The 21,380-nt window shown below is 55.0% G+C and carries 27 protein-coding genes; 14 read left to right on the top strand and 13 right to left on the bottom strand.

Annotation, left to right across the window (positions count from 1 at the left end; genetic code table 11):
* From ACW14G_RS17880 to mtgA, 4 genes are all read left to right on the top strand, one after another.
* A partial coding sequence (locus ACW14G_RS17880; RefSeq protein ID WP_455648704.1) for a hypothetical protein occupies positions 1-197 on the top strand: 197 nt, incomplete at its 5' end.
* 314 nt (positions 198-511) lie between these two features.
* The gene (locus tag ACW14G_RS17875; RefSeq protein WP_163447769.1) at positions 512-1,435 is read left to right on the top strand and encodes a TIGR01212 family radical SAM protein; all 924 of its coding nucleotides are present in this window, start codon (positions 512-514) and stop codon (positions 1,433-1,435) included.
* A 212-nt stretch (positions 1,436-1,647) separates the two neighbouring features.
* Positions 1,648-3,987, top strand: coding sequence for an aerobic respiration two-component sensor histidine kinase ArcB (arcB, locus tag ACW14G_RS17870; protein ID WP_249022689.1), 2,340 nt, complete (start codon positions 1,648-1,650; stop codon positions 3,985-3,987).
* Positions 3,988-4,213: 226 nt separating this feature from the next.
* Positions 4,214-4,933: a monofunctional biosynthetic peptidoglycan transglycosylase gene (gene mtgA / locus ACW14G_RS17865; protein ID WP_249022690.1), complete on the top strand. Its 720-nt coding sequence runs from the start codon at positions 4,214-4,216 to the stop codon at positions 4,931-4,933.
* Between the two features lie 111 nt (positions 4,934-5,044).
* Here mtgA and npr read toward each other — a convergent pair whose 3' ends face one another.
* From npr to ACW14G_RS17810, 11 genes are read right to left on the bottom strand one after another with little or no spacing between them, the layout of a single operon-like run.
* Positions 5,045-5,317 carry a PTS phosphocarrier protein NPr gene (gene npr, locus ACW14G_RS17860; protein WP_064541834.1) on the bottom strand — a complete coding sequence of 91 codons (273 nt, stop codon included), beginning with the start codon at positions 5,315-5,317 and terminating at the stop codon, positions 5,045-5,047.
* Positions 5,314-6,168 carry an RNase adapter RapZ gene (rapZ, locus tag ACW14G_RS17855; RefSeq protein WP_064541836.1) on the bottom strand — a complete coding sequence of 285 codons (855 nt, stop codon included), beginning with the start codon at positions 6,166-6,168 and terminating at the stop codon, positions 5,314-5,316. The genes npr and rapZ overlap by 4 nt, the downstream gene beginning before the upstream one ends.
* 33 nt (positions 6,169-6,201) lie before the next feature.
* The gene (gene ptsN / locus ACW14G_RS17850) at positions 6,202-6,690 is read right to left on the bottom strand and encodes a PTS IIA-like nitrogen regulatory protein PtsN (RefSeq protein WP_035891171.1); all 489 of its coding nucleotides are present in this window, start codon (positions 6,688-6,690) and stop codon (positions 6,202-6,204) included.
* Between the two features lie 55 nt (positions 6,691-6,745).
* Positions 6,746-7,033 carry a ribosome hibernation promoting factor gene (gene hpf / locus ACW14G_RS17845; RefSeq protein ID WP_064541841.1) on the bottom strand — a complete coding sequence of 96 codons (288 nt, stop codon included), beginning with the start codon at positions 7,031-7,033 and terminating at the stop codon, positions 6,746-6,748.
* A 22-nt stretch (positions 7,034-7,055) separates the two neighbouring features.
* Positions 7,056-8,489 carry an RNA polymerase factor sigma-54 gene (gene rpoN / locus ACW14G_RS17840; protein ID WP_223803788.1) on the bottom strand — a complete coding sequence of 478 codons (1,434 nt, stop codon included), beginning with the start codon at positions 8,487-8,489 and terminating at the stop codon, positions 7,056-7,058.
* Between the two features lie 45 nt (positions 8,490-8,534).
* Positions 8,535-9,260 carry an LPS export ABC transporter ATP-binding protein gene (gene lptB, locus ACW14G_RS17835; RefSeq protein WP_064541846.1) on the bottom strand — a complete coding sequence of 242 codons (726 nt, stop codon included), beginning with the start codon at positions 9,258-9,260 and terminating at the stop codon, positions 8,535-8,537.
* Between the two features lie 6 nt (positions 9,261-9,266).
* Positions 9,267-9,821 (bottom strand): lipopolysaccharide ABC transporter substrate-binding protein LptA, encoded by a 555-nt coding sequence (gene lptA / locus ACW14G_RS17830; protein WP_064541847.1) that lies wholly within the window; start codon positions 9,819-9,821, stop codon positions 9,267-9,269.
* Positions 9,790-10,365, bottom strand: a complete 576-nt coding sequence (gene lptC, locus ACW14G_RS17825; protein ID WP_163447773.1) for an LPS export ABC transporter periplasmic protein LptC — start codon at positions 10,363-10,365, stop codon at positions 9,790-9,792. The genes lptA and lptC overlap by 32 nt, the downstream gene beginning before the upstream one ends.
* A complete protein-coding gene (gene kdsC, locus ACW14G_RS17820; RefSeq protein WP_167574950.1) occupies positions 10,362-10,928 on the bottom strand; it encodes a 3-deoxy-manno-octulosonate-8-phosphatase KdsC in 567 nt (188 codons plus the stop codon). The genes lptC and kdsC overlap by 4 nt, the downstream gene beginning before the upstream one ends.
* A gap of 15 nt (positions 10,929-10,943) precedes the next feature.
* Complete coding sequence (gene kdsD / locus ACW14G_RS17815) at positions 10,944-11,930, bottom strand: arabinose-5-phosphate isomerase KdsD (RefSeq protein ID WP_163447775.1); 987 nt, start codon at positions 11,928-11,930, stop codon at positions 10,944-10,946.
* A gap of 14 nt (positions 11,931-11,944) precedes the next feature.
* On the bottom strand, positions 11,945-12,919 hold the full coding sequence (locus ACW14G_RS17810; protein ID WP_167574951.1) for a calcium/sodium antiporter: 975 nt from the start codon (positions 12,917-12,919) through the stop codon (positions 11,945-11,947).
* 188 nt (positions 12,920-13,107) lie between these two features.
* Here ACW14G_RS17810 and mlaF point away from each other — a divergent pair, with 188 nt between their 5' ends.
* From mlaF to murA, 7 genes are all read left to right on the top strand, one after another.
* Entirely contained in the window at positions 13,108-13,920 is an 813-nt protein-coding gene (gene mlaF, locus ACW14G_RS17805; protein ID WP_163447777.1) for a phospholipid ABC transporter ATP-binding protein MlaF, read from the top strand.
* 7 nt (positions 13,921-13,927) lie between these two features.
* On the top strand, positions 13,928-14,710 hold the full coding sequence (gene mlaE, locus ACW14G_RS17800) for a lipid asymmetry maintenance ABC transporter permease subunit MlaE (RefSeq protein ID WP_163447778.1): 783 nt from the start codon (positions 13,928-13,930) through the stop codon (positions 14,708-14,710).
* 4 nt (positions 14,711-14,714) lie between these two features.
* Positions 14,715-15,269: an outer membrane lipid asymmetry maintenance protein MlaD gene (gene mlaD / locus ACW14G_RS17795; RefSeq protein WP_163447779.1), complete on the top strand. Its 555-nt coding sequence runs from the start codon at positions 14,715-14,717 to the stop codon at positions 15,267-15,269.
* An 18-nt stretch (positions 15,270-15,287) separates the two neighbouring features.
* A complete protein-coding gene (mlaC, locus tag ACW14G_RS17790; protein WP_249022691.1) occupies positions 15,288-15,923 on the top strand; it encodes a phospholipid-binding protein MlaC in 636 nt (211 codons plus the stop codon).
* Complete coding sequence (gene mlaB, locus ACW14G_RS17785) at positions 15,923-16,213, top strand: lipid asymmetry maintenance protein MlaB (protein ID WP_249022692.1); 291 nt, start codon at positions 15,923-15,925, stop codon at positions 16,211-16,213. Before mlaC ends, mlaB begins: the two co-directional genes overlap by 1 nt.
* A 137-nt stretch (positions 16,214-16,350) precedes the next feature.
* Positions 16,351-16,605, top strand: coding sequence for a BolA family iron metabolism protein IbaG (gene ibaG, locus ACW14G_RS17780; RefSeq protein WP_064541877.1), 255 nt, complete (start codon positions 16,351-16,353; stop codon positions 16,603-16,605).
* 65 nt (positions 16,606-16,670) lie between these two features.
* Positions 16,671-17,930, top strand: coding sequence for a UDP-N-acetylglucosamine 1-carboxyvinyltransferase (gene murA / locus ACW14G_RS17775; RefSeq protein WP_163447782.1), 1,260 nt, complete (start codon positions 16,671-16,673; stop codon positions 17,928-17,930).
* 49 nt (positions 17,931-17,979) lie between these two features.
* Here the strand turns inward: murA and sfsB are convergent, their stop codons facing one another.
* Together sfsB and ispB are read right to left on the bottom strand one after the other, a co-directional pair.
* Positions 17,980-18,252 (bottom strand): DNA-binding transcriptional regulator SfsB, encoded by a 273-nt coding sequence (sfsB, locus tag ACW14G_RS17770; RefSeq protein ID WP_163447783.1) that lies wholly within the window; start codon positions 18,250-18,252, stop codon positions 17,980-17,982.
* A 187-nt stretch (positions 18,253-18,439) separates the two neighbouring features.
* The gene (gene ispB / locus ACW14G_RS17765; RefSeq protein ID WP_167574952.1) at positions 18,440-19,411 is read right to left on the bottom strand and encodes an octaprenyl diphosphate synthase; all 972 of its coding nucleotides are present in this window, start codon (positions 19,409-19,411) and stop codon (positions 18,440-18,442) included.
* A 257-nt stretch (positions 19,412-19,668) separates the two neighbouring features.
* Here ispB and rplU point away from each other — a divergent pair, with 257 nt between their 5' ends.
* The 3 genes from rplU (at position 19,669) to ACW14G_RS17750 (ending at position 21,336) form a co-directional block, all read left to right on the top strand.
* Entirely contained in the window at positions 19,669-19,980 is a 312-nt protein-coding gene (gene rplU / locus ACW14G_RS17760) for a 50S ribosomal protein L21 (RefSeq protein WP_003025032.1), read from the top strand.
* 19 nt (positions 19,981-19,999) lie between these two features.
* Positions 20,000-20,257 carry a 50S ribosomal protein L27 gene (gene rpmA, locus ACW14G_RS17755; RefSeq protein WP_003025030.1) on the top strand — a complete coding sequence of 86 codons (258 nt, stop codon included), beginning with the start codon at positions 20,000-20,002 and terminating at the stop codon, positions 20,255-20,257.
* 113 nt (positions 20,258-20,370) lie between these two features.
* Positions 20,371-21,336 carry a DMT family transporter gene (locus ACW14G_RS17750; protein WP_223803791.1) on the top strand — a complete coding sequence of 322 codons (966 nt, stop codon included), beginning with the start codon at positions 20,371-20,373 and terminating at the stop codon, positions 21,334-21,336.
* Positions 21,337-21,380 lie beyond the last annotated feature (44 nt).

Below are 21,380 nucleotides of genomic sequence, written 5' to 3'. Positions count from 1 at the left end.
ATTACTGCATAAATATGATGAGCAGGCTGCTCATCCAGAAAGCTTCCAGCGGATTCCCAACTTATCGGGAATCCGTACATAGGTCAAATGGCAATCTTATTTATCCAAAAATGTGCTATGAGACAATTAACTTTATGAAATATAAGAAAAATACAACTATTTTTCGGGCTGCTGAACAATGGGGAAGGGCATTATGAGTGTGATCTGTCTCACTATATGAAAGCGCTGTTTTAATCTACATAAGCTGTTTTAATGATGAAAACCAGCATTTAATTCTGGTGTTAAGGCTGTGGGTATAGGATCCCTCTGTTTTTCAACAGACGCTGGATTATTGCAAATAGCGGCGCTGACATAAGCAAAAATAATCACTCAGGTGGTGAATGAAATTGCAGTAATTTTGATTGATTATGCAATGAAGCAATAGGTCTACATGGCGATTGATCCAGGTCATCGCCGATCGAGACTAAAAGTGGCAGGCTTGGCCCCTTTCTTCAGGCCGGTCTATCAGATTATGCAGTTACAAAAATTAGTCAATATGTTTGGTGGGGATCTTACGCGTCGCTACGGCGAAAAGGTCCATAAACTGACGCTGCATGGTGGATTCAGCTGCCCAAACCGCGACGGCACTATCGGCCGCGGCGGCTGCACGTTCTGTAATGTCGCCTCGTTTGCCGATGAAGCACAGCAGCATAAGTCGATTGCCGACCAGCTGGCGCATCAGGCAAATCTGGTCAACCGCGCAAAACGCTATCTGGCCTATTTCCAGGCCTATACCAGCACCTTTGCCGAAGTTCAGGTGCTGCGTTCGATGTACCAGCAGGCGGTGAGTCAGGCCAATATCGTCGGCCTGTGCGTCGGCACGCGCCCGGACTGCGTGCCGGAGGCGGTGCTTGATTTGCTGAGCGAGTATAAAGATCAGGGCTATGAAGTGTGGCTGGAACTGGGGCTGCAAACCGCGCACGATAAAACGCTGCACCGAATTAACCGCGGCCACGACTTTGCCTGTTATCAAAATACCACGCGGCTGGCGCGCGAGCGCGGGTTGAAGGTGTGCAGTCACCTGATTGTCGGCCTGCCGGGGGAAGGGCAAAGCGAGTGTCTGGAGACGCTCGAGCGGGTTGTGGAGACTGGCGTCGACGGCATCAAGTTACACCCGCTGCATATCGTGACGGGCAGCATTATGGCAAAAGCCTGGGAAGCCGGTCGTCTGAACGGTATCGAGCTGGATGAGTACACGGTGACCGCCGGTGAGATGATCCGCCATACGCCGCCGGAGGTGATTTACCATCGTATCTCCGCCAGCGCCCGTCGCCCGACGCTGCTGGCGCCGTTATGGTGTGAAAATCGCTGGACCGGGATGGTTGAACTGGATAAATACCTCAACGAACACGGTGTACAGGGCTCGGCGTTGGGCGCACCGTGGGTGCAGCCATAGCGCATAGCGCCACCTGGTCCTCTGTATACATTGCCGGATGGCGGCATCGCCTTATCCGGCCTACAACCGCAATGTAGCCCGGCCAAGCGAAGCGCCGCCGGGAATGGCTCCGTGACCCAATTAGCAGATAATCCCCGCATTTTTCGCACAACCTACCGCGCCGCGCTCAGAATTGGGTATTATTGAGCGATGATGTCGTTAAGGAACTCCTCATGAAGCAAATCCGTATGCTGGCGCAGTATTACGTCGACCTGATGATGAAGCTGGGTCTGGTACGTTTCTCCCTGCTGCTGGCACTCGCGCTGGTGGTGTTGGCGATTGTGGTACAGATGGCGGTCACCATGGTGCTGCACGGCCAGGTGGAAAGTATCGACGTGATTCGCTCGATCTTCTTCGGCCTGCTGATCACCCCCTGGGCGGTCTATTTTCTGTCTGTGGTGGTCGAACAGCTTGAGGAGTCGCGACAGCGCCTGTCCCGGCTGGTAGAAAAGCTGGAAGAGATGCGTGAGCGTGACCTCAAGCTCAATGTTCAGCTTAAAGACAACATTTCACAACTTAATCAGGAAATTAGCGATCGCGAAAAAGCCGAGGCCGAGCGACTGGCGACACTGGAGCAGTTGCGCGTTGAGGTGCAGGAGCGTGAGGAAACGCAGATTCGCCTTGAACAGCAGTCCTCCTTCCTGCGTTCTTTCCTAGATGCTTCGCCGGATCTGGTTTTCTATCGCAATGAAGATAAAGAGTTTTCCGGCTGTAACCGGGCGATGGAGCTGCTGACTGGCAAGAGTGAAAAGCAGCTGATTCATCTGCATCCGGAAGATGTCTACACCCCCGAAGCGGCAGCAAAGGTTATTGAAACCGATGAGAAAGTTTTCCGTCACAACGTCTCGCTGACCTACGAGCAGTGGCTCGATTATCCGGACGGGCGCAAAGCGTGCTTCGAAATCCGTAAAGTGCCTTACTACGATCGCGTGGGTAAACGCCATGGCCTGATGGGCTTTGGTCGCGATATTACCGAACGCAAGCGCTATCAGGATGCGCTGGAGCGCGCCAGCCGCGACAAAACCACCTTTATCTCGACCATCAGCCACGAACTGCGTACCCCGCTCAACGGCATTGTTGGCCTCAGCCGCATTCTGCTCGACACCAACCTGACGTCGGAGCAGGAAAAATACCTGAAAACGATCCACGTTTCGGCGGTAACGCTGGGCAATATCTTCAATGATATTATCGACATGGATAAAATGGAGCGCCGTAAAGTTCAGCTGGATAACCAGGAAGTCGATTTTACCGGCTTCCTTGCCGATCTCGAAAACCTGTCCGGTTTGCAGGCGCAGCAAAAAGGGCTGCGTTTTGTGATGGAGCCGACGCTGCCTTTGCCGCATAAAGTGATTACCGACGGTACCCGTCTGCGACAGATTCTGTGGAACCTGATCAGCAACGCCGTTAAATTCACTCAGGAGGGGAGCGTGGTCGTGCGCGTGCGCTACGATGCTGGCGATATGCTGCACTTTGAAGTGGAAGACTCCGGTATCGGTATCCCTCAGGAAGAGCAGGACAAAATCTTCGCCATGTATTATCAGGTGAAAGACAGTGAGGGCGGCAAGCCCGCCACCGGCACTGGCATTGGCCTTGCCGTGTCGAAACGTCTGGCGAAAAGTATGGGTGGCGATATTGAGGTTTCCAGTCAACCTGGACACGGTTCGACCTTTATCCTGACGGCACACGCCCCGGCGGTGGCTGAGGAAGTGGAAGACGCGTTTGACGAAGATGATATGCCGTTGCCGGCGCTGCACGTGCTGCTGGTGGAAGATATCGAGTTGAACGTGATCGTCGCGCGCTCGGTGCTGGAAAAACTGGGCAACAGCGTTGATGTCGCGATGACCGGTAAGGCCGCGCTGGAGATGTTCACCCCCGGCGAGTATGACCTGGTGCTGTTGGATATTCAGCTGCCGGATATGACCGGTCTGGACATCGCTCGCGAGCTAACGCGCAAATACCATGCCGATGATCTGCCGCCGCTGGTGGCGCTGACGGCGAACGTTCTGAAGGACAAAAAAGAGTATCTGGACGCCGGTATGGACGACGTACTGAGTAAACCGCTCTCGGTTCCGGCGTTGACGGCGATGATCAAGAAGTTCTGGGATACCACTGCAGACGAAGAGGAGAGGACCGTGAGCCAGAGTGATAACGACAAGTCGCAGCAGTTGCTCGATATTGCGATGCTGGAGCAGTACATCGAACTGGTTGGGCCGAAGCTGATCACCGATGGTCTGGCCGTATTCGAGAAGATGATGCCGGGCTATCTGGCGGTACTGGAATCGAACCTGACCGCTCGCGACCAAAAAGGTATTGTTGAAGAAGGCCATAAAATCAAAGGCGCTGCTGGTTCCGTCGGGCTACGTCATCTCCAACAGCTGGGGCAGCAGATTCAATCCCCGGATCTGCCGGCATGGTGGGATAACGTAGGTGAATGGGTCGAAGAAATGAAATCTGAATGGCAGCACGACGTCGCGGTGCTGAAAGCGTGGGTTGCCAGTGCAGGAAAAAAATGACCCCGGCTTGACCGGGGTGCGCGAATACTGCGCCAACACCAGGGAACTGGTGGTTGCGTCAGATGATTGACATGATTTTGATTTTTTTGACACAACCTGAAATACGATTGCACGCTCAATAAGATAGCAAAACTTAAAATGTTTGTTACGTGAATCAGTAAAATGTGTGAAGCGTAACGACTTAATCAGAAATATTAATCAGCGTCAGAGAGTTAGCGAGAACAAGATGGCTTTAAGGAGTATAGCCAGGCTTAAACGTCTGGCCTGGCGGCTGTTGCTGATGCTGGCGCTATTCTGGGGCGGCGGTATTGCAGTGTTCAGTATCTTGCCGGTGCCATTCTCCGCAGTGATGATTGAGCGCCAGGTGGGTGCCTGGTTAACGGGGGATTTCGGCTACGTAGCCCATTCTGACTGGGTCAACATGGATGAGATTTCACCGTGGATGGGGCTGGCGGTCATTGCCGCCGAAGATCAAAAATTCCCTGACCACTGGGGTTTTGATGTGTCGGCAATTGAAAAGGCGCTGGCGCACAACGAACGTAACGAAAACCGCATTCGCGGTGCCTCGACGCTGTCGCAGCAGACGGCGAAAAATCTGTTCCTGTGGGATGGGCGTAGCTGGGTGCGTAAGGGGCTGGAAGCAGGCCTGACTCTGGGTATGGAGACGGTGTGGAGTAAGAAACGTATTTTGACCGTCTACCTGAATATCGCTGAATTTGGCGACGGTATTTTCGGCGTGGAAGCCGCGTCGCAGCGCTATTTCCACAAGCCGGCCAGCAAGCTGACCATGGCGGAAGCCGCGCTGTTGGCCGCGGTGCTGCCTAACCCGATCCGCTTTAAAGCCAATGCCCCATCCGGGTATGTGCGTAGCCGTCAGGCGTGGATTTTACGTCAGATGCGCCAGCTCGGCGGGGAGGGGTTTATGCGGGATAATAAACTGTATTAACCGTAGGCCTGATAAGCATCGCGCCATCATGCACAGCACCGTGGTATTGCCGGATGACGGCGTAAACGTCTTATCCGGCCTACAGACTTTGCGTTTGTCGCCGGGCGCCGACTAGTCTTCGTCAAACCCGGCGTTAAACAATGCAATCACCGCCGCCAGCGCTTCTTCTTCCTGCGGACCGGTGGCTTCCACTTCAATCTGACGGCCCTTGGCAGAGTCCAGCATCAGCAGCGCGATCACGCTATTGGCTTCGGCTTCGGTGCCTTCATCATTGCGCAGCAGCACTTCCGCATCGTAATGCTGCATCAGTTCAAACAGCTTCATCGCCGGGCGCGCATGCATGCCCAGCTTGTTGGTGATTTCCACGGTCTGCTTTACGGTCATGATTTGCGTTTTTCCAGCGTCCGATGACGAGATTGCACGTTCTTACCGCGCGAGCGGAAGTAGTCAGCCAGCTGTTCGGCAACATAGACCGAACGGTGCTTACCGCCGGTACAGCCAATCGCAACCGTCAGATAGCTGCGGTTGTTGGTTTCCAGCATAGGTAACCATAGCTCAAGATAGCTGCGGGTCTGGTAAATAAAGTTGTGAACTTCTGTGTGCCTGTCGAGGAACGCGGCAACCGGTTTGTCGAGGCCGGTCATTGGGCGCAGTTTCGGATCCCAGTGCGGGTTTGGCAGGAAGCGCACGTCAAACACGTAGTCGGCATCGATAGGAATACCATGCTTGAAGCCGAAGGATTCGAACACCATCGTTAGCTCGCGCTCGCGTTTGCCCAGCAGACGGGTGCGCAGCATTTCTGCCAGCTCGTGAACAGACATCTCGGAGGTGTCGACAATCAGGTCGGCGCGAGAGCGCAGCGGCTCCAGCAGGTTGCTCTCTTCATCAATCGCGCTTTCCAGCGACAGATTCTTGCTGGAGAGCGGGTGCAGACGGCGAGTGTCGCTGTAGCGACGAATCAGCGTGTTGCGGTCGGCGTCGAGGAACAGCAGCTGCGGGGAAAAGTTCTCCGGCAGGTTTTCCATTGCCCGTTCGAAGATTTCCGGGGTTTCAGGCATGTTACGCACGTCGATGCTCACGGCCGCCGAGATTTCGCGGTCGGCCAGCGTCTTTGCCAGCTCTGGCAGCAACACTACCGGCAGGTTATCAACGCAGTAGAAGCCCATATCTTCCAGCGCCCTCAGGGCCACTGATTTTCCCGAGCCAGAGCGGCCGCTGACGATCATCAGTACCATGTACCGTTTCTCCTCAGTACGATGTGATGTCCATTACGCATCATCGTGGGTTTCCGTATCGGTGATGATTTGATACAGCTCTTCGTCGCTCTGCGCGGCGCGCAAGCGGCGGCAAATGGTTTTATCTGCCAGACGTTTTGCCACCAGGGAAAGCGTATGCAGATGGGTTTTAGTCTGGTCAGCCGGCACCAGCAGCGCAAAGAGTAAATCGACTGGCTGGTTGTCGATAGCGTCGAAGGCGATTGGCGTTTCGAGTTGCACGAACACACCGACCGCACGCAGCGTATCTTCTTCGAGCTTGCCGTGAGGAATGGCGATGCCGTTGCCGATGCCGGTACTGCCCATTTTTTCACGGGTCAGAATGGCTTCGAACACCACCTGCGGCGGCAGGCTAAGCTGTTTCGCCGCCAGCTCGCTGATGATTTCCAGCGCACGTTTTTTACTCTGACAGTGCACAGCACTGCGGGTACATTCCTGGTTAAGGACATTGCTCAGTTGTAGAGCCGAATCGTTATTTGTCATAATTTCACCTAAGCATCGCCCGATATGCAGGCATATCGGGCGATCGCTCGGACAATCAATGTTGTTTTAGTTTATCTTTGTGCTTGGTTAACTGTCTCGCCAGTTTATCGATCAAACCGTCGATGGCGGCATACATATCCTGCCCTTCCGCGCTGGCATGAAGTTCGCCGCCGTTCACGTGCAATGTCGCATCCGAGATGTGCGTCAGTTTCTCCACCTTTAACACAATATGGACCTGATTGATCCTCTCGAAATACTGCTCCAGCTTGCTGAATTTCGTGGTCACGAATTCGCGCATCGGCTCGGTGATCTCGACGTTGTGTCCAGTGATGTTGAGCTGCATAGTGTCTTCCTTATCAGTTGTGTCAGACCAGTTGTTTACGCTGGTTAGACGGCGGAATGGATAAAGACTCTCGGTACTTTGCAACGGTGCGCCTTGCCACCATGATACCCTGTTCAGAGAGCATGGTGGTCAGCTTACTGTCGCTCAGTGGTTTCGCGGGATTCTCCGCGGCAATCAATTTCTTAACCAGCGCCCGAATGGCCGTGGACGAGGCTTCGCCGCCGCCCTCGGTGCTGACGTGGCTGGAGAAGAAATATTTAAGCTCGAAAATGCCCCGTGGGCTATGCAAATACTTCTGCGTGGTAACACGCGAAATGGTGGACTCGTGCATCTCGACGGTCTGGGCGATGTCAGCCAGCACCATCGGTTTCATGTACTCTTCGCCAAGGTCGAAAAAGGCCTGCTGTTGCTCGACGATGCAGCGGCTGACGCGCAGCAGCGTATCGTTGCGGCTCTCAAGACTCTTGATCAGCCATTTTGCCTCTTGCAGGTTGCTGCGAATAAACTGGCTGTCGGCGTCGTTGCGGGCGTTGTTGCACATGCCCGCGTAATGCTGGTTAATCTGCAGGCGCGGAATGCTGTCGGCGTTCAGCTCGACCACCCAGCGATCGTTGACCTTGCGCACCAGTACGTCTGGAATCACATACTCCGGTTCACCGGTCTGGATCGATTGGCCCGGGCGCGGATCCAGCGATTGGATCAGATCGACCGCTTCTTTCAGTACGTCTTCTTTCAGGCGGGTGACCCGCATCAGCGAGCGGAAATCGTGGTTAGCGAGCAGATCGAGATGATCGCTGATAATCAGGCGCGCTTCATCCAGACGCGGCGTGTCTGCTGAAAATTGTGACAGCTGGATCAGCAGACAATCGCGGAGATCTTTGGCGGCTACGCCAACCGGATCGAAACGCTGGATGCGTTTAAGTACCGCCTCCACTTCGTCCAGGCCAATTTCGTCATCGCCGATGCTTTCGCGGATATCTTCGACGGTGACGGTCAGGTAGCCGGTGTCATCCACCGCGTCGACGATCGACGTGGCGATCGCCCGGTCGGTATCGGTAAACGGCGTTAACTCTACCTGCCACATCAGGTAATCCTGAAGTGACTGGGTGGTTTCACCCTGATAAACCGGCAGTTCGTCGTCCTGATAGTCCGCCCCGGTACCGGAAGGGGTTCCGGCGGTGTAGATTTCGTCCCAGCTGGCGTCAAGCGGCAGCTCTTCGGGCATGTCCGGCTTTTCCAGCGCGTCTACGCTGTCCAGCGTTTCGTTATCGACGGTTTCCTGAGTCTCTACTTCATCGTGAAGATCGGTTTGCTCGAGCAGGGGATTGCTCTCCAGCGCCTGCTGGAGTTCCTGCTGAAGTTCCAGCGTAGACAATTGCAACAGACGAATGGCCTGCTGTAACTGGGGCGTCATGGCAAGCTGTTGGCTGAGCCTTAATTGCAAACCTTGCTTCATGTTCAGAACGAATATCTCCCGCTAACGTCGATAACCACTACCCTATCAGAGTCTGAAGTCTTCCCCAAGATACACGCGTTTAACATGTTCGTCTTCCAGGATCTCCTGCGGTGTCCCGTGGGCAATCAGATGCCCCTGGCTGACGATGTAAGCGCGTTCGCACACTGCCAGCGTTTCACGGACGTTATGGTCGGTAATCAGTACCCCAAGGCCGCTGTCGCGCAGGTGTTCGATGATGCGTTTGATGTCGATAACGGAGATCGGGTCAACGCCGGCAAACGGTTCATCCAGCAGGATAAACTTCGGGTTTGCCGCCAGCGCGCGGGCGATTTCAACGCGGCGGCGTTCACCACCGGAAAGCGCCTGGCCCAGACTGTCGCGCAGATGTTCGATGTGGAACTCTTCCATCAGCTCTTTGGCGCGGTCTTCTCGCTGCTCATTACTGAGATCGTCGCGGATCTGCAGCACCGCCATCAGGTTATCGTAGACGCTCAGACGACGGAAAATCGACGCTTCCTGCGGCAGATAGCCGATACCGCGGCGGGCACGAGCGTGCAGTGGCAGCAGGCTGATGTCTTCGTCATCAATGATGATATTGCCCGCATCGCGCGGCACGATGCCGACCACCATGTAGAAGGTGGTGGTTTTACCCGCGCCGTTCGGCCCAAGCAGGCCCACAATCTCACCGGAGTTGACGGTCAGACTGACATCTTCCACGACGCGGCGGCCTTTGTAGGCCTTCGCCAGATTTTTTGCAGTTAATGTCGCCATAACGAATTAGTTACTCTTCTTCTGTGCCGGAGCCTGGTCCTTGGATTTGTCCTGTAGCTGGGACGGAACCAGAACGGTGGTGACGCGTTTGCCTTTGTCGCTAAACGCCTGCATTTTCTGCTCTTTCACCAGGTAGGTGATTTTGTCGCCCTTGATGTTGCTGTCCAGCTGTTCAAGGTAAGCATTGCCGGTCAGCACCACGAAATCATTTGCCAGCTCATAGTGCATCTTCGACGCGCGACCTTTCACCGGCTTACCGTTGTCCTGCATCTGGTAGAACGTGGCCGGGTTGCCGTAGCCGTCGATCACTTCTTTACCCTGCTGGTTTGCCGGGCGGGTGACGACCACTTTGTCGGCGTTGATTTTGATGCTGCCCTGGGTCACGACGACGTTACCGGTGAAGGTCACGACGTTGCCCTGCATATCCAACGACTGCTGATCGGATTCAATATGAATCGGCTGATTGGTATCGCCGGTTAAGGCCATTGCCGGCAGGCTGGCGGCCAGCAGAGAAGCGACGAGCGCCAGCTTAAGGCTGAGTTTGTTTGTTCTGGATTTCATAAGAAGTTCTAACCTTTTCAATCAGCTCGGCGTTCTTGCTGCGTAAATTGCCGCGCATTTTCAGGCCGCTGGAATTAAATGTTGTTCCGTATAACGTCACCAGATCGTCAGAGGAAACGTCCTGAGTTATCAGGTTCACCTGGGCATTATCCGTCGTAATCTTACGCAGTTGTGCGTCTTCTGTCAGCGCGTTGATTTCAACGTGCCCATAGAGATACAGCATGCGGTCGCTGGTCAGCTTGGCTTTATCGGCTTTAATCGACCAGGTTGGCACCTTCGCGGCGTCAAAAGTCGTCAATACGGGGTGAGTAAACCACGACAGACCCTGATCGGAAAAATACTCCACGTGCTCGGCGATTAACCGATAGCTGAGCGCGCCTTCCGGGCTGTACACCACCGTATCGGTATGTTCGCTTTTATAGGTTGGATCGCCAGTGTTTACCGCGATCGGGCCGCTGTCGTCTTTGTCGGCGAGATTCAGGCCGATGAGGACAAGTGCGACCAGCGATAGCAGAATGATAACCCAACGTCTGGTTTTACTCATATGGATTGCCCTTTGGCTTCGTCGAGCTTCCCTTGCGCCAGCAGCAGCAGGTCGCAGACTTCGCGTACCGCACCGCGTCCGCCCGCAATGCGCGTGACGTAATCGGCGCGCGGCAGCAGCAGCGGGTGCGCATCCGCCACCGCGACGCTCAGGCCGATCTCTGCCATCACCGGCCAGTCGATCAGGTCATCGCCCACGTAGGCGACTTCTTCCGGCTGTAGGCTCAGCTTCGCCAGCAGTTCACGATAGGCGATAAGTTTATCCGACTGTCCCTGGTAGAGATGCGTGATACCCAGCGTAGCGCAGCGGTCTTCTAACAGTTTAGCTTTTCGCCCGGTAATAATCGCTACTTCGATACCAGAGGTGAGGGCGCAGCGCACGCCGTAGCCGTCGCGCACGTTAAAGGCCTTTAGCTCTTCACCGTTGTTGCCCATATAAATCAGGCCGTCGGACAGCACCCCGTCGACGTCGAGGATCAACAGGCGGATTTTCTCCGCCCTGGCGATAAATTGTGGACTCACCGGCCCGTAACAGGTGGCGACCGATGCGACAGCGTTACTCATTCTTTATATCCTTGATTACACTACGCCTGCGCGCAGTAGGTCGTGCATATGTATCACACCTAGCAGATGGTCGCCATCAGCAACCAGCACACAGGTGATATGGCGTGATTGCATCAGGTTCAGCGCGTCGACCGCCAGCGTGCCTGGACGAATGCGAATTCCGCCCGGCGTCATCACGTCGGCGATGCCGAGGCTACGCAGATCGGCGCCGTTGTCGAAGATGCGTCGTAGGTCACCGTCGGTGAAGATCCCTTTAATCTGCATATTGTCATCGCAGATGGCCGTCATCCCGAGATTTTTACGGGTAATTTCCAGCAGCGCGTCGCGCAGGGAGGCATCCTCGCTGACGTGCGGGATTTCATCGCCGGTATGCATAATATCGTTAACGCGCAGCAGAAGCTTGCGACCCAGTGCGCCGCCGGGGTGCGACAGGGCAAAGTCTTCGGCGGTAAAGCCGCGGGCTTTCAGCAGCGCGACGGCCAGCGCATCACCCATGACCAGCGCCGCGGTGGTGCTGGAGGTCGGCGCCAGCCCAAGCGGGCAGGCTTCGCGCGGGACTTTCACGCACAGATGAATATCCGCCGCGCGGCCCATGCTGCTGTCCGGGCGGCTGGTCATGCAGATCAGCGGCACGCGCAGGCGCTTGAGTACCGGGATCAGCGCCAGAATTTCGTTAGACTCGCCGGAGTTAGAGAGCGCGATGACTACATCCTGCGGTGTCACCATGCCTAAATCGCCGTGCGCCGCTTCGCCGGGATGGACGAAGAAGGAAGAGGTGCCGGTGCTGGCAAAGGTGGCCGCCATTTTACGCCCGATATGCCCGGATTTGCCCATCCCCATCACGACGACTTTGCCGCCGCAGTAGAAGATCTTCTCGCAGGCGTTGCTGAAATCCTGATTAATGTATTGATCGAGCTGCTCCAGCCCTTCCCGTTCAATCTCCAGAACTTCTCTTCCCGCCTGCTGGAAGTCGAAATTTGGCTGCAAATCTATTTGCGACATAGTGTTATCCCGATTCATTCGATGAAGAGCGGCGTTGCCCAATAGAGCAGCGCCAGCCACGCAACAAACCCGCCGATTAACAGTAAGCCAGCGCCGCGGCCTATCTGGCGACGACGCCAGCACAGGAGGGCGAAGACCACGCTCACCAATACCATTACGCCATAGTCCCGGGTAAACGCGAGCGGGTTAAATGTACCCGGCGCGAGAAGGGCGGGAATACCCAGAACGATAGCGATATTAAAGAAATTCGAGCCGATGATGTTGCCGACCGCAATATCATTTTCGCCTTTACGCACGCCGGCAATAGCGGTCGCCAGCTCCGGCAGACTGGTGCCGAGCGCGATAATCGTCAGGCCGATGGTCAGCTCGCTCATGGCGAAATAGTTCGCCAGCACCGTGGCGTTATCAATCACCATACGGGTCGCCATCGGCATAATAATCAGCGCCACGCCCAGCCATAAACAGGCGACAGGCAGCGAGCCATCGCGCGGCAGTTCGGCCAACTGCTCCTGGGTGAATTTGTCGTTGCCCTGGCGTTCGGCCAGACGCGCTATCTTAATGATAAACAGCAGCCACAAGGCTGCCAGGATAATCAGGAAGACGCCGTCCATGAACGAGAGCTCGCCATCATACAATACATACCCGGCCAGCAGGCTAACGACCAACATTAGCGGTATTTCGCGGCGCAGGATATCAGAATGCACGGTAAATGGGTGGAACAGTGCGGTCAGGCCGAGGATCAGCAATATATTGACGATGTTAGACCCGATGGCGGTCCCGACGGCGACGTCTACCTGACCATGAAGGGAGGCGGCGGCGGAGACGATAATTTCCGGCAGCGAGGTGCCGATACTGACCACGGTCATGCCAATAATCAGCGGTGGAACTCCCAGGGCACGGCATAAAATAGAGGCGGAGTACACGAGGCGATCGGCGCTGTAGACCACCAGAAGTAAACCAATTATTAACAGAGCCGTGGCTAAGAGCATCTAAAGTCCTTTATTCGGGTATAATCGTCGGTCCGCACGTCTGGACGTAACGAATTCCTAATTTTGACTTTATGCGCAGGAAAAGTAAAACAAATGCCAGATTTCGTTAACTCGTGCGGTTAGGATTCTGTAAGAATGCGCAATTAAGCAGGAAATGATTCCTCTTAAGGACCTGGAAAGGTAAGCCTATGAGCCAAAAACTCGAGAATTTGGTCGATATGCACGACGTCACGTTTACCCGTGGCAGTCGGGTCATCTTCGACAAGATCTCGCTGTCGGTGCCGCGCGGGAAAATTACCGCGATTATGGGACCGTCGGGGATTGGCAAGACCACGCTGCTACGCCTGATTGGCGGGCAAATCCCCCCGGATAGCGGAGAGATCCTCTTTGATGGCGAGAATGTGCCGCAAATGTCGCGCTCTCGTCTGTATACCGTGCGTAAGCGGATGAGCATGCTGTTCCAGTCTGGTGCGCTGTTTACCGACATGAACGTGTTTGACAATGTGGCGTACCCGATTCGCGAGCATACCCGGCTTCCCGCGCCGTTGCTGAAAAGCACGGTAATGATGAAGCTGGAAGCCGTTGGCTTACGCGGCGCCGCTAAATTGATGCCGTCCGAGCTCTCTGGCGGGATGGCAAGACGCGCCGCACTGGCGAGGGCGATTGCCCTTGAACCGGATCTGATCATGTTCGACGAACCCTTCGTCGGCCAGGATCCGATCACCATGGGCGTGCTGGTGAAGCTGATTTCCGAACTCAACAGCGCATTGGGTGTCACCTGTATTGTGGTTTCCCACGATGTACCGGAAGTGCTGAGCATTGCCGATTTCGCCTATATTATGGCGGACCGCAAAATCATCGCTCACGGTAGCGCAACGTCGTTGCAGGAAAACGACGATCCGCGAGTGCGTCAGTTCCTTGACGGTATTGCCGACGGCCCGGTGCCGTTCCGTTACCCTGCGGGCGATTATCGCCGCGACCTCATCGGCACAGGGAGATAATCGACTCATGTTGTTAAATGCACTGGCAGCGCTTGGACATCGCGGGATTAAGACCATCGCGACGTTTGGGCGAGCTGGGTTAATGTTATTCAATGCCGTTGTCGGCAAGCCGGAATTTCGTAAGCATGCGCCTTTACTGGTGCGTCAGCTCTACAACGTCGGCGTGCTCTCGATGGTTATCATCATTGTCTCGGGCGTGTTTATCGGTATGGTGCTGGGCCTGCAAGGTTACCTGGTACTGACCACCTATAGCGCAGAGACCAGCCTCGGTATGCTGGTGGCGCTGTCGCTGCTGCGCGAACTGGGGCCGGTGGTGGCCGCGCTGCTGTTTGCCGGGCGCGCCGGTTCGGCGCTGACGGCGGAAATTGGCCTGATGCGCGCGACTGAGCAGCTCTCCAGTCTGGAAATGATGGCGGTGGATCCGCTGCGCCGGGTCATTTCTCCGCGCTTCTGGGCCGGCGTCATCTCGTTGCCGCTGCTGACGATTATCTTCGTGGCGGTGGGCATCTGGGGCGGTTCGCTGGTCGGCGTAAGCTGGAAAGGCATTGATGCCGGGTTCTTCTGGTCGGCAATGCAAAATGCGGTGGACTGGCGTCTTGATCTGGTGAACTGCCTGATTAAGAGCCTGGTTTTCGCCATTACGGTGACATGGATTGCGTTATTTAACGGTTACGATGCAATCCCCACTTCTGCCGGAATCAGCCGGGCGACCACCCGTACCGTGGTGCACTCGTCGCTGGCGGTTCTTGGGCTGGACTTTGTGCTGACGGCACTGATGTTTGGGAATTGAGTGAATGCAAACGAAAAAGAGTGAAATCTGGGTCGGTATTTTCCTGCTGGTGGCCCTGCTGGCGGCACTGTTTGTCTGCCTGAAGGCGGCGGACGTTTCATCGATGAAATCAGAGCCAACCTACCGCATTTACGCCACCTTCGATAACATCGGCGGCCTGAAGGCGCGTTCGCCGGTGCGCATTGGCGGCGTGGTGATTGGCCGCGTGGCGGACATTACCCTCGATCCAAAAACCTATTTACCTCGCGTGGCCCTCGACATTGAAGATCGCTACAACCACATTCCGGATACCAGTTCGCTGGCGATTCGCACTTCCGGTCTGCTGGGGGAACAGTATCTGGCGCTGAACGTCGGTTTTGAAGACCCTGAGCTGGGAACGTCTATTCTTAAAGACGGCGGCACCATTCAGGACACCAAATCGGCGATGGTGCTGGAAGATCTTATTGGCCAATTCCTTTATAACAGCAAAGGCAGCGACAATAAGACTTCAGGCGATGCGCAGGAATCCACAGATGGACATACTGATACGGCGACGCCTGCAACTGGCACGACGAATTAATCTCAGGAGATACTCGACATGTTTAAACGCTTACTGATGGTCGCCATGCTGGTGATTGCCCCGCTAACGGCCGCAACGGCAGCAGACCAATCTAACCCTTACAAGCTGATGAACGAAGCGGCGCAGAAAACGTTCGATCGTCTGAAGAATGAACAACCTAAGATTCGTTCTAACCCGAACTACCTGCGCGACGTGGTCGACCAGGAACTGCTGCCGTACGTGCAGGTGAAATACGCCGGCGCGCTGGTGCTGGGCCGTTACTACAAAGATGCGACTCCGGCACAGCGTGAAGTTTACTTCGCCGCTTTCCGTGAATACCTGAAGCAGGCATACGGCCAGGCGCTGGCGATGTACCACGGCCAGACCTACCAGATTGCCCCGGAACAGCCGCTGGGCGACGCGACTATCGTGCCTATTCGCGTGACCATCATCGACCCGAACGGTCGTCCGCCGGTGCGCCTGGACTTCCAGTGGCGTAAAAACACCCAGACGGGTAACTGGCAGGCGTACGATATGATCGCTGAAGGGGTGAGCATGATCACCACCAAACAGAACGAGTGGAGCGACCTGCTGCGTACCAAAGGTATTGATGGCCTGACCGCACAGCTGAAATCCATCTCTGCGCAGCCGATCACCTTGGAACAGAAAAAATAATGGCTGAAGAGCTTAGCTGGACGCGCGATGGCGAACGCCTGACGCTGCTTGGCGAACTGGATCAGGACTTTCTGGTGCCCCTGTGGGACGCCAGAAATGAAGCCACGCAGGGCGTTTCGGTAATCGACCTCAATGGCCTTAGCCGCGTCGATACGGCAGGCCTGGCGCTGTTAGTGCACCTGGTTGACCTGATTCATTCCCAGGGCCGCAAGGTACGCCTGGAAGGCGTGAGTGAAAAAGTGGCGACGCTGAAACGGTTGTATAATCTGCCTGAAGATATGATCCCTTAAAAATTTCAGCACGTTATTGCTGCTAATGTTCCTAAAGCCCCATCAATCTTAACGATGGGGCTTTTTGCTTGTTTAAGACTGCGCCACTTTCCTCTAAGATGTGGGGCTGTTTTCACTCTCAAATGAAATGTGAACCTATGGAAAATAATGAAATTCAGACCGTGCTGATGAATGCACTCTCCCTTCAGGAAGTTCTCGTTTCTGGCGACGGTAGCCACTTCCAGGTGATTGCCGTGGGTGAGATGTTTGAGGGCATGAGCCGGGTTAAGAAGCAGCAGACTATCTATGGCCCGCTGATGGAGTATCTTGCGGACAACCGCATTCATGCCCTGTCGATCAAAGCGTATACCCCGCAAGAGTGGGCGCGCGATCGCAAACTCAACGGTTTTTGAGCCATGGGGAAAGTGGTAACGCTTTCCCGGTGGCGAACGTGAATACTTAACAGAGATTAGATTTGATGGATAAATTTCGTGTGCAGGGGCCAACCCGCCTTCAGGGCGAGGTCACCATTAGCGGCGCCAAAAATGCTGCCCTGCCGATTCTTTTTGCCGCTTTGCTGGCAGAAGACCCGGTAGAGATCCAGAACGTACCGAAGCTGAAAGATGTCGACACCTCCATGAAGCTGCTGACGCAGCTGGGTGCGAAGGTTGAGCGTAACGGTTCTGTATGGATTGATGCCGGCTCGGTCAACGTATTTTGCGCACCTTACGACCTGGTGAAAACCATGCGCGCCTCTATCTGGGCGCTGGGGCCGCTGGTGGCGCGTTTTGGCCAGGGTCAGGTTTCTCTGCCGGGTGGTTGCACTATCGGTGCGCGTCCGGTCGATCTGCACATCTCTGGTCTTGAGCAGTTAGGCGCAGAAATTAAGCTGGAAGAAGGTTACGTCAAGGCGTCCGTCAATGGTCGTCTGAAAGGCGCGCATATCGTTATGGATATGGTCAGCGTCGGCGCGACCGTCACCATTATGACAGCGGCAACGCTGGCGGAAGGGACAACTGTCATTGAAAACGCCGCGCGCGAGCCGGAAATCGTCGATACGGCGAACTTCCTGAACGCGATGGGCGCGAAAGTGACCGGGCAGGGTACCGATCGCATCACCATCGAAGGCGTGAAACGCCTGGGCGGCGGCGTGTATCGCGTCCTGCCTGACCGTATTGAAACCGGCACCTTCCTGGTGGCGGCGGCGATCTCCGGCGGCAAAATTGTCTGCCGCAACGCCCAGCCGGATACGCTGGATGCGGTGCTGGCCAAGCTGCGCGAAGCCGGTGCGGATATCGAAGTCGGCGAAGACTGGATTAGCCTTGATATGCACGGCAAACGTCCGAAAGCGGTGAACGTACGTACTGCGCCGCATCCGGCGTTCCCGACCGACATGCAGGCGCAGTTCACCCTGCTGAACATGGTGGCGGAAGGAACCGGCGTGATCACTGAAACGGTCTTTGAAAACCGTTTCATGCACATTCCGGAACTGATCCGTATGGGCGCGCGTGCGGAAATCGAAAGCAACACCGCGATTTGCCACGGCGTTGAGCAGCTTTCTGGCGCGCAGGTGATGGCAACCGACCTGCGCGCATCGGCAAGCCTCGTGCTGGCGGGCTGTATTGCTCAGGGCACCACTATCGTTGACCGCATCTACCACATTGACCGCGGCTACGAACGCATTGAAGATAAGCTGCGCGCGCTCGGCGCCAATATCGAACGTGTAAAAGGCGAGTAATCGCTGCCGTTGTTAAACGCCCTCCGGGTCAGGGGGGCGTTCTCCCTCGCTATTCATCTTTCTTTGGCTGGCGCATCGCCTGCGTTCTATCGATAAACTCATGGGTGACCGGATCGTGATATCGTGATGGCCAAATTACCCATGGCTCCGTCTCCAGTACTTTCGCAATAATCACTTCGCCCTTAGGCCAGGGGCGTGAGAGTACATTGGCGAGTGTTGATGAACTCAGGCCGTTTTTGCGTGATTCTGCGGCCATTGAAGTGCCTTTTTTGCGCAGCCCGGCAATGATATCCGCCGGGTGCCAGTCGATTAATTTATCCATACTTCCTCCCTGAGAGCGCAGTTCAAATCGTCATGTTGGATGAGGAATGTACTGTAACGTTCTTTTCAGGAAGATTCTAAAAAGTTCGTATAAGTTATGATAAATTAGGAAAACGTCAATTTACAGGCGCTTAATAACGTTATCTGGAGTTTTTGGGAGCTTTCCCGCGCATTGCGCGGGAGAGGGATTAGCGATCGCGTTGGACAGCCATATGAGCGAGACCAATAAGCGCATCGCGCCATTGGGTATCAGGCAGCGGCGCCAGGGCGGCAATCGCTTTATCGGCTTCTTCTTCGGCACGCTGGCGTGTCCATTCCAGCGAGCCGCAGGCGGCCATCGCTTCCAGCACCGGTTCCAGCAGATGTCGGCCATTACCTTGTTCGATAGCGCCACGAATCAGCTGCGCTTGTTCCGGCGTGCCGTTGCGCATGGCATGCAGCAGCGGCAGCGTTGGTTTGCCTTCGTTGAGGTCATCGCCAACGTTTTTACCCAGCGTTTCGCCATCGGCGCTGTAGTCGAGCAGGTCGTCGATCAGTTGGAAGGCGGTACCCAGGTAGCGGCCATAATCCTGTAAACCTTTTTCCTGCTCCGGCGTACAGCCAGCCAGCAGACCGGAACATTGGGCGGCGGCTTCGAACAGACGTGCGGTCTTGCTGTAGATCACACGCATGTAGTTCTCTTCGGTGATGTCCGGATCGTTGACGTTCATGAGCTGAAGGACTTCACCTTCTGCAATGACGTTGACCGCTTCAGACATAACTTCCAGCACCTTCAGCGAACCGAGGCTGGTCATCATCTGGAAGGCGCGGGTGTAGATAAAGTCGCCAACCAGCACGCTGGCCGCGTTGCCAAAGGCGGCGTTGGCTGTGGCCTTGCCGCGGCGCATGTCGGACTCATCAACGACGTCGTCATGCAGGAGCGTCGCGGTATGAATAAATTCGATTAACGCGGCAATCTTGACGTGGGCGTTCCCCTGATAGCCAACGGCACGGGCGGCCAGCACGGCGATCATAGGACGAATCCGTTTTCCGCCGCCGCTAACGATGTAATAGCCTAGCTGGTTGATCAACTGGACGTCCGAGTTGAGCTGCTCAAGAATCGTCGCATTGACTCCCGCCATATCCTGCGCGGTTAACTCATTGATTTTTTGTAAATTCATCGCAAAAGCCGGGCTTAATGTCCTGTTTACCACTTATCCATACGGGATAACGAAGGTTTTACGTTAGAGTTGTAGCTACGATTGTACTGAAAAAACGCGACAGATAAACGTTGCCGTGCGCGTTGTGTTTTTTTTCTGCATCTATTGATGGTAGCACTTGTCAAAGGCTCGCGTTTTGCGTAATATTCGCGCCCTATTGTGAATATTTATAGCGCACTCTGAATCACATAAAGATGTGCGCGGAAGCGGAGTTTTATATGTACGCGGTTTTCCAAAGTGGTGGTAAACAACACCGAGTAAGCGAAGGTCAGACCGTTCGCCTGGAAAAGCTGGACATCGCAACTGGCGAATCTGTTGAATTCGCTGAAGTTCTGATGATCGCAAACGGTGAAGAAGTCAAAATCGGCGTTCCTTTCGTTGATGGCGGCGTTATCAAAGCTGAAGTTGTTGCTCACGGTCGTGGCGAGAAAGTTAAAATCGTTAAGTTTCGTCGTCGTAAACACTATCGTAAGCAGCAGGGCCATCGTCAGTGGTTCACTGATGTGAAAATCACTGGCATCAGCGCTTAAGTTAAGGGGAGCAGATTAAATGGCACATAAAAAGGCTGGCGGCTCGACTCGTAACGGTCGCGATTCAGAAGCTAAACGTCTGGGCGTAAAACGCTTCGGCGGTGAAACAGTTCTGGCTGGTAGCATCATCGTTCGTCAACGTGGTACCAAATTCCACGCTGGCTCCAACGTTGGTTGCGGCAAAGACCACACTCTGTTTGCTAAAGCAGACGGTAAAGTGAAATTTGAAGTTAAAGGCCCGAAAAACCGTAAATTCATCAGCATCGTTGCTGAATAAGTTTTTCGCGTCCCGGTAACGGATAAAAGCCCCGCAACACGTTGCGGGGCTTTTTACATTCGACGCCAGGTAAATGATGGTCTGTAGCGCTGTTTCAGGGTAGGAAATCCGGTATGAAGCAACAGGCGGGCATAGGTATTGTGTTGGCGCTCACCACGGCGGTTTGTTGGGGAGCATTGCCAATTGCGATGAAGCAGGTTCTGGAAGTCATGGAACCGCCTACCGTCGTTTTCTACCGCTTTCTGATGGCGAGCTGTGGTCTGGGGCTCATCCTGACCTGGAAGCGCAAGCTGCCGTCCCTGCGGCTCTTCCGTGACCCGCGTTGGCTGGTCCTGCTGCTGATTGCCACCGGCGGGCTGTTTGGCAACTTCGTGCTGTTTAGCTCATCGCTACAGTACGTTAGCCCAACGGCGTCACAGGTGATTGGCCAGCTTTCTCCCGTTGGTATGATGGTAGCAAGCGTCTTTATCCTCAAAGAGAAGATGCGCGGTACGCAGATTATTGGGGCGACCATGCTGATTTGCGGGCTGGTGATGTTCTTTAACACCAGCCTGATCGAAATTTTTACCCGCCTGACCGATTACACCTGGGGCGTTATTTTTGGTGTCGGTGCGGCTATGGTCTGGGTGAGTTACGGCGTCGCGCAAAAGGTGTTATTGCGGCGGATGGCGTCACAGCAGATCCTCTTTTTATTGTACACTTTATGTACGATTGCACTGCTGCCGTTAGCGAAGCCTGAGGTTATCGGGCAACTGAGCGACTGGCAGTTAGCCTGTCTGATCTTTTGTGGTCTGAACACACTGGTCGGCTACGGGGCGCTGGCGGAAGCCATGGCGCGCTGGCAGGCGGCACAGGTGAGCGCGTTAGTCACACTGACTCCGCTGTTCACTCTGTTATTTTCAGATTTATTATCAATGGCCTGGCCCGATTTCTTCGCCAGACCGATGTTGAACCTTTTAGGTTACCTCGGTGCGTTTGTCGTGGTTGCGGGCGCGATGTATTCCGCCATTGGTCATCGTCTTTGGGGGCGGTGGCGTAAGCGTGAAGCGGTTGTTCCGTTACCCCGCGCAGGCGAATGATTTACGGAGAGTAAAATGAAGTTTGTTGATGAAGCAACGATCCT

It is taken from the genome of Kluyvera sp. (genome assembly GCF_965301105.1).
Note: the sequence above shows the minus strand (reverse complement) of the source record. Positions and strands in the feature narration are given on the sequence as shown.

Excerpts from the sequence above, each read along its gene's own strand:
- mlaD (WP_163447779.1), top strand. The coding sequence starts at position 14,715 with ATGCAAACGAAAAAGAGTGAAATCTGGGTCGGTATTTTCCTGCTGGTG.
- mtgA (WP_249022690.1), top strand. The coding sequence starts at position 4,214 with ATGGCTTTAAGGAGTATAGCCAGGCTTAAACGTCTGGCCTGGCGGCTG.
- rpoN (WP_223803788.1), bottom strand. The coding sequence starts at position 8,489 with ATGAAGCAAGGTTTGCAATTAAGGCTCAGCCAACAGCTTGCCATGACG.
- ACW14G_RS17810 (WP_167574951.1), bottom strand. The coding sequence starts at position 12,919 with ATGCTCTTAGCCACGGCTCTGTTAATAATTGGTTTACTTCTGGTGGTC.
- ispB (WP_167574952.1), bottom strand. The coding sequence starts at position 19,411 with ATGAATTTACAAAAAATCAATGAGTTAACCGCGCAGGATATGGCGGGA.
- npr (WP_064541834.1), bottom strand. The coding sequence starts at position 5,317 with ATGACCGTAAAGCAGACCGTGGAAATCACCAACAAGCTGGGCATGCAT.
- mlaB (WP_249022692.1), top strand. The coding sequence starts at position 15,923 with ATGGCTGAAGAGCTTAGCTGGACGCGCGATGGCGAACGCCTGACGCTG.
- ibaG (WP_064541877.1), top strand. The coding sequence starts at position 16,351 with ATGGAAAATAATGAAATTCAGACCGTGCTGATGAATGCACTCTCCCTT.
- ptsN (WP_035891171.1), bottom strand. The coding sequence starts at position 6,690 with ATGACAAATAACGATTCGGCTCTACAACTGAGCAATGTCCTTAACCAG.
- hpf (WP_064541841.1), bottom strand. The coding sequence starts at position 7,033 with ATGCAGCTCAACATCACTGGACACAACGTCGAGATCACCGAGCCGATG.
- arcB (WP_249022689.1), top strand. The coding sequence starts at position 1,648 with ATGAAGCAAATCCGTATGCTGGCGCAGTATTACGTCGACCTGATGATG.
- sfsB (WP_163447783.1), bottom strand. The coding sequence starts at position 18,252 with ATGGATAAATTAATCGACTGGCACCCGGCGGATATCATTGCCGGGCTG.
- lptB (WP_064541846.1), bottom strand. The coding sequence starts at position 9,260 with ATGGCGACATTAACTGCAAAAAATCTGGCGAAGGCCTACAAAGGCCGC.
- ACW14G_RS17875 (WP_163447769.1), top strand. The coding sequence starts at position 512 with ATGCAGTTACAAAAATTAGTCAATATGTTTGGTGGGGATCTTACGCGT.
- mlaE (WP_163447778.1), top strand. The coding sequence starts at position 13,928 with ATGTTGTTAAATGCACTGGCAGCGCTTGGACATCGCGGGATTAAGACC.
- kdsC (WP_167574950.1), bottom strand. The coding sequence starts at position 10,928 with ATGAGTAACGCTGTCGCATCGGTCGCCACCTGTTACGGGCCGGTGAGT.
- lptA (WP_064541847.1), bottom strand. The coding sequence starts at position 9,821 with ATGAAATCCAGAACAAACAAACTCAGCCTTAAGCTGGCGCTCGTCGCT.
- kdsD (WP_163447775.1), bottom strand. The coding sequence starts at position 11,930 with ATGTCGCAAATAGATTTGCAGCCAAATTTCGACTTCCAGCAGGCGGGA.
- rapZ (WP_064541836.1), bottom strand. The coding sequence starts at position 6,168 with ATGGTACTGATGATCGTCAGCGGCCGCTCTGGCTCGGGAAAATCAGTG.
- lptC (WP_163447773.1), bottom strand. The coding sequence starts at position 10,365 with ATGAGTAAAACCAGACGTTGGGTTATCATTCTGCTATCGCTGGTCGCA.
- rpmA (WP_003025030.1), top strand. The coding sequence starts at position 20,000 with ATGGCACATAAAAAGGCTGGCGGCTCGACTCGTAACGGTCGCGATTCA.
- rplU (WP_003025032.1), top strand. The coding sequence starts at position 19,669 with ATGTACGCGGTTTTCCAAAGTGGTGGTAAACAACACCGAGTAAGCGAA.
- mlaC (WP_249022691.1), top strand. The coding sequence starts at position 15,288 with ATGTTTAAACGCTTACTGATGGTCGCCATGCTGGTGATTGCCCCGCTA.
- mlaF (WP_163447777.1), top strand. The coding sequence starts at position 13,108 with ATGAGCCAAAAACTCGAGAATTTGGTCGATATGCACGACGTCACGTTT.
- murA (WP_163447782.1), top strand. The coding sequence starts at position 16,671 with ATGGATAAATTTCGTGTGCAGGGGCCAACCCGCCTTCAGGGCGAGGTC.
- ACW14G_RS17750 (WP_223803791.1), top strand. The coding sequence starts at position 20,371 with ATGAAGCAACAGGCGGGCATAGGTATTGTGTTGGCGCTCACCACGGCG.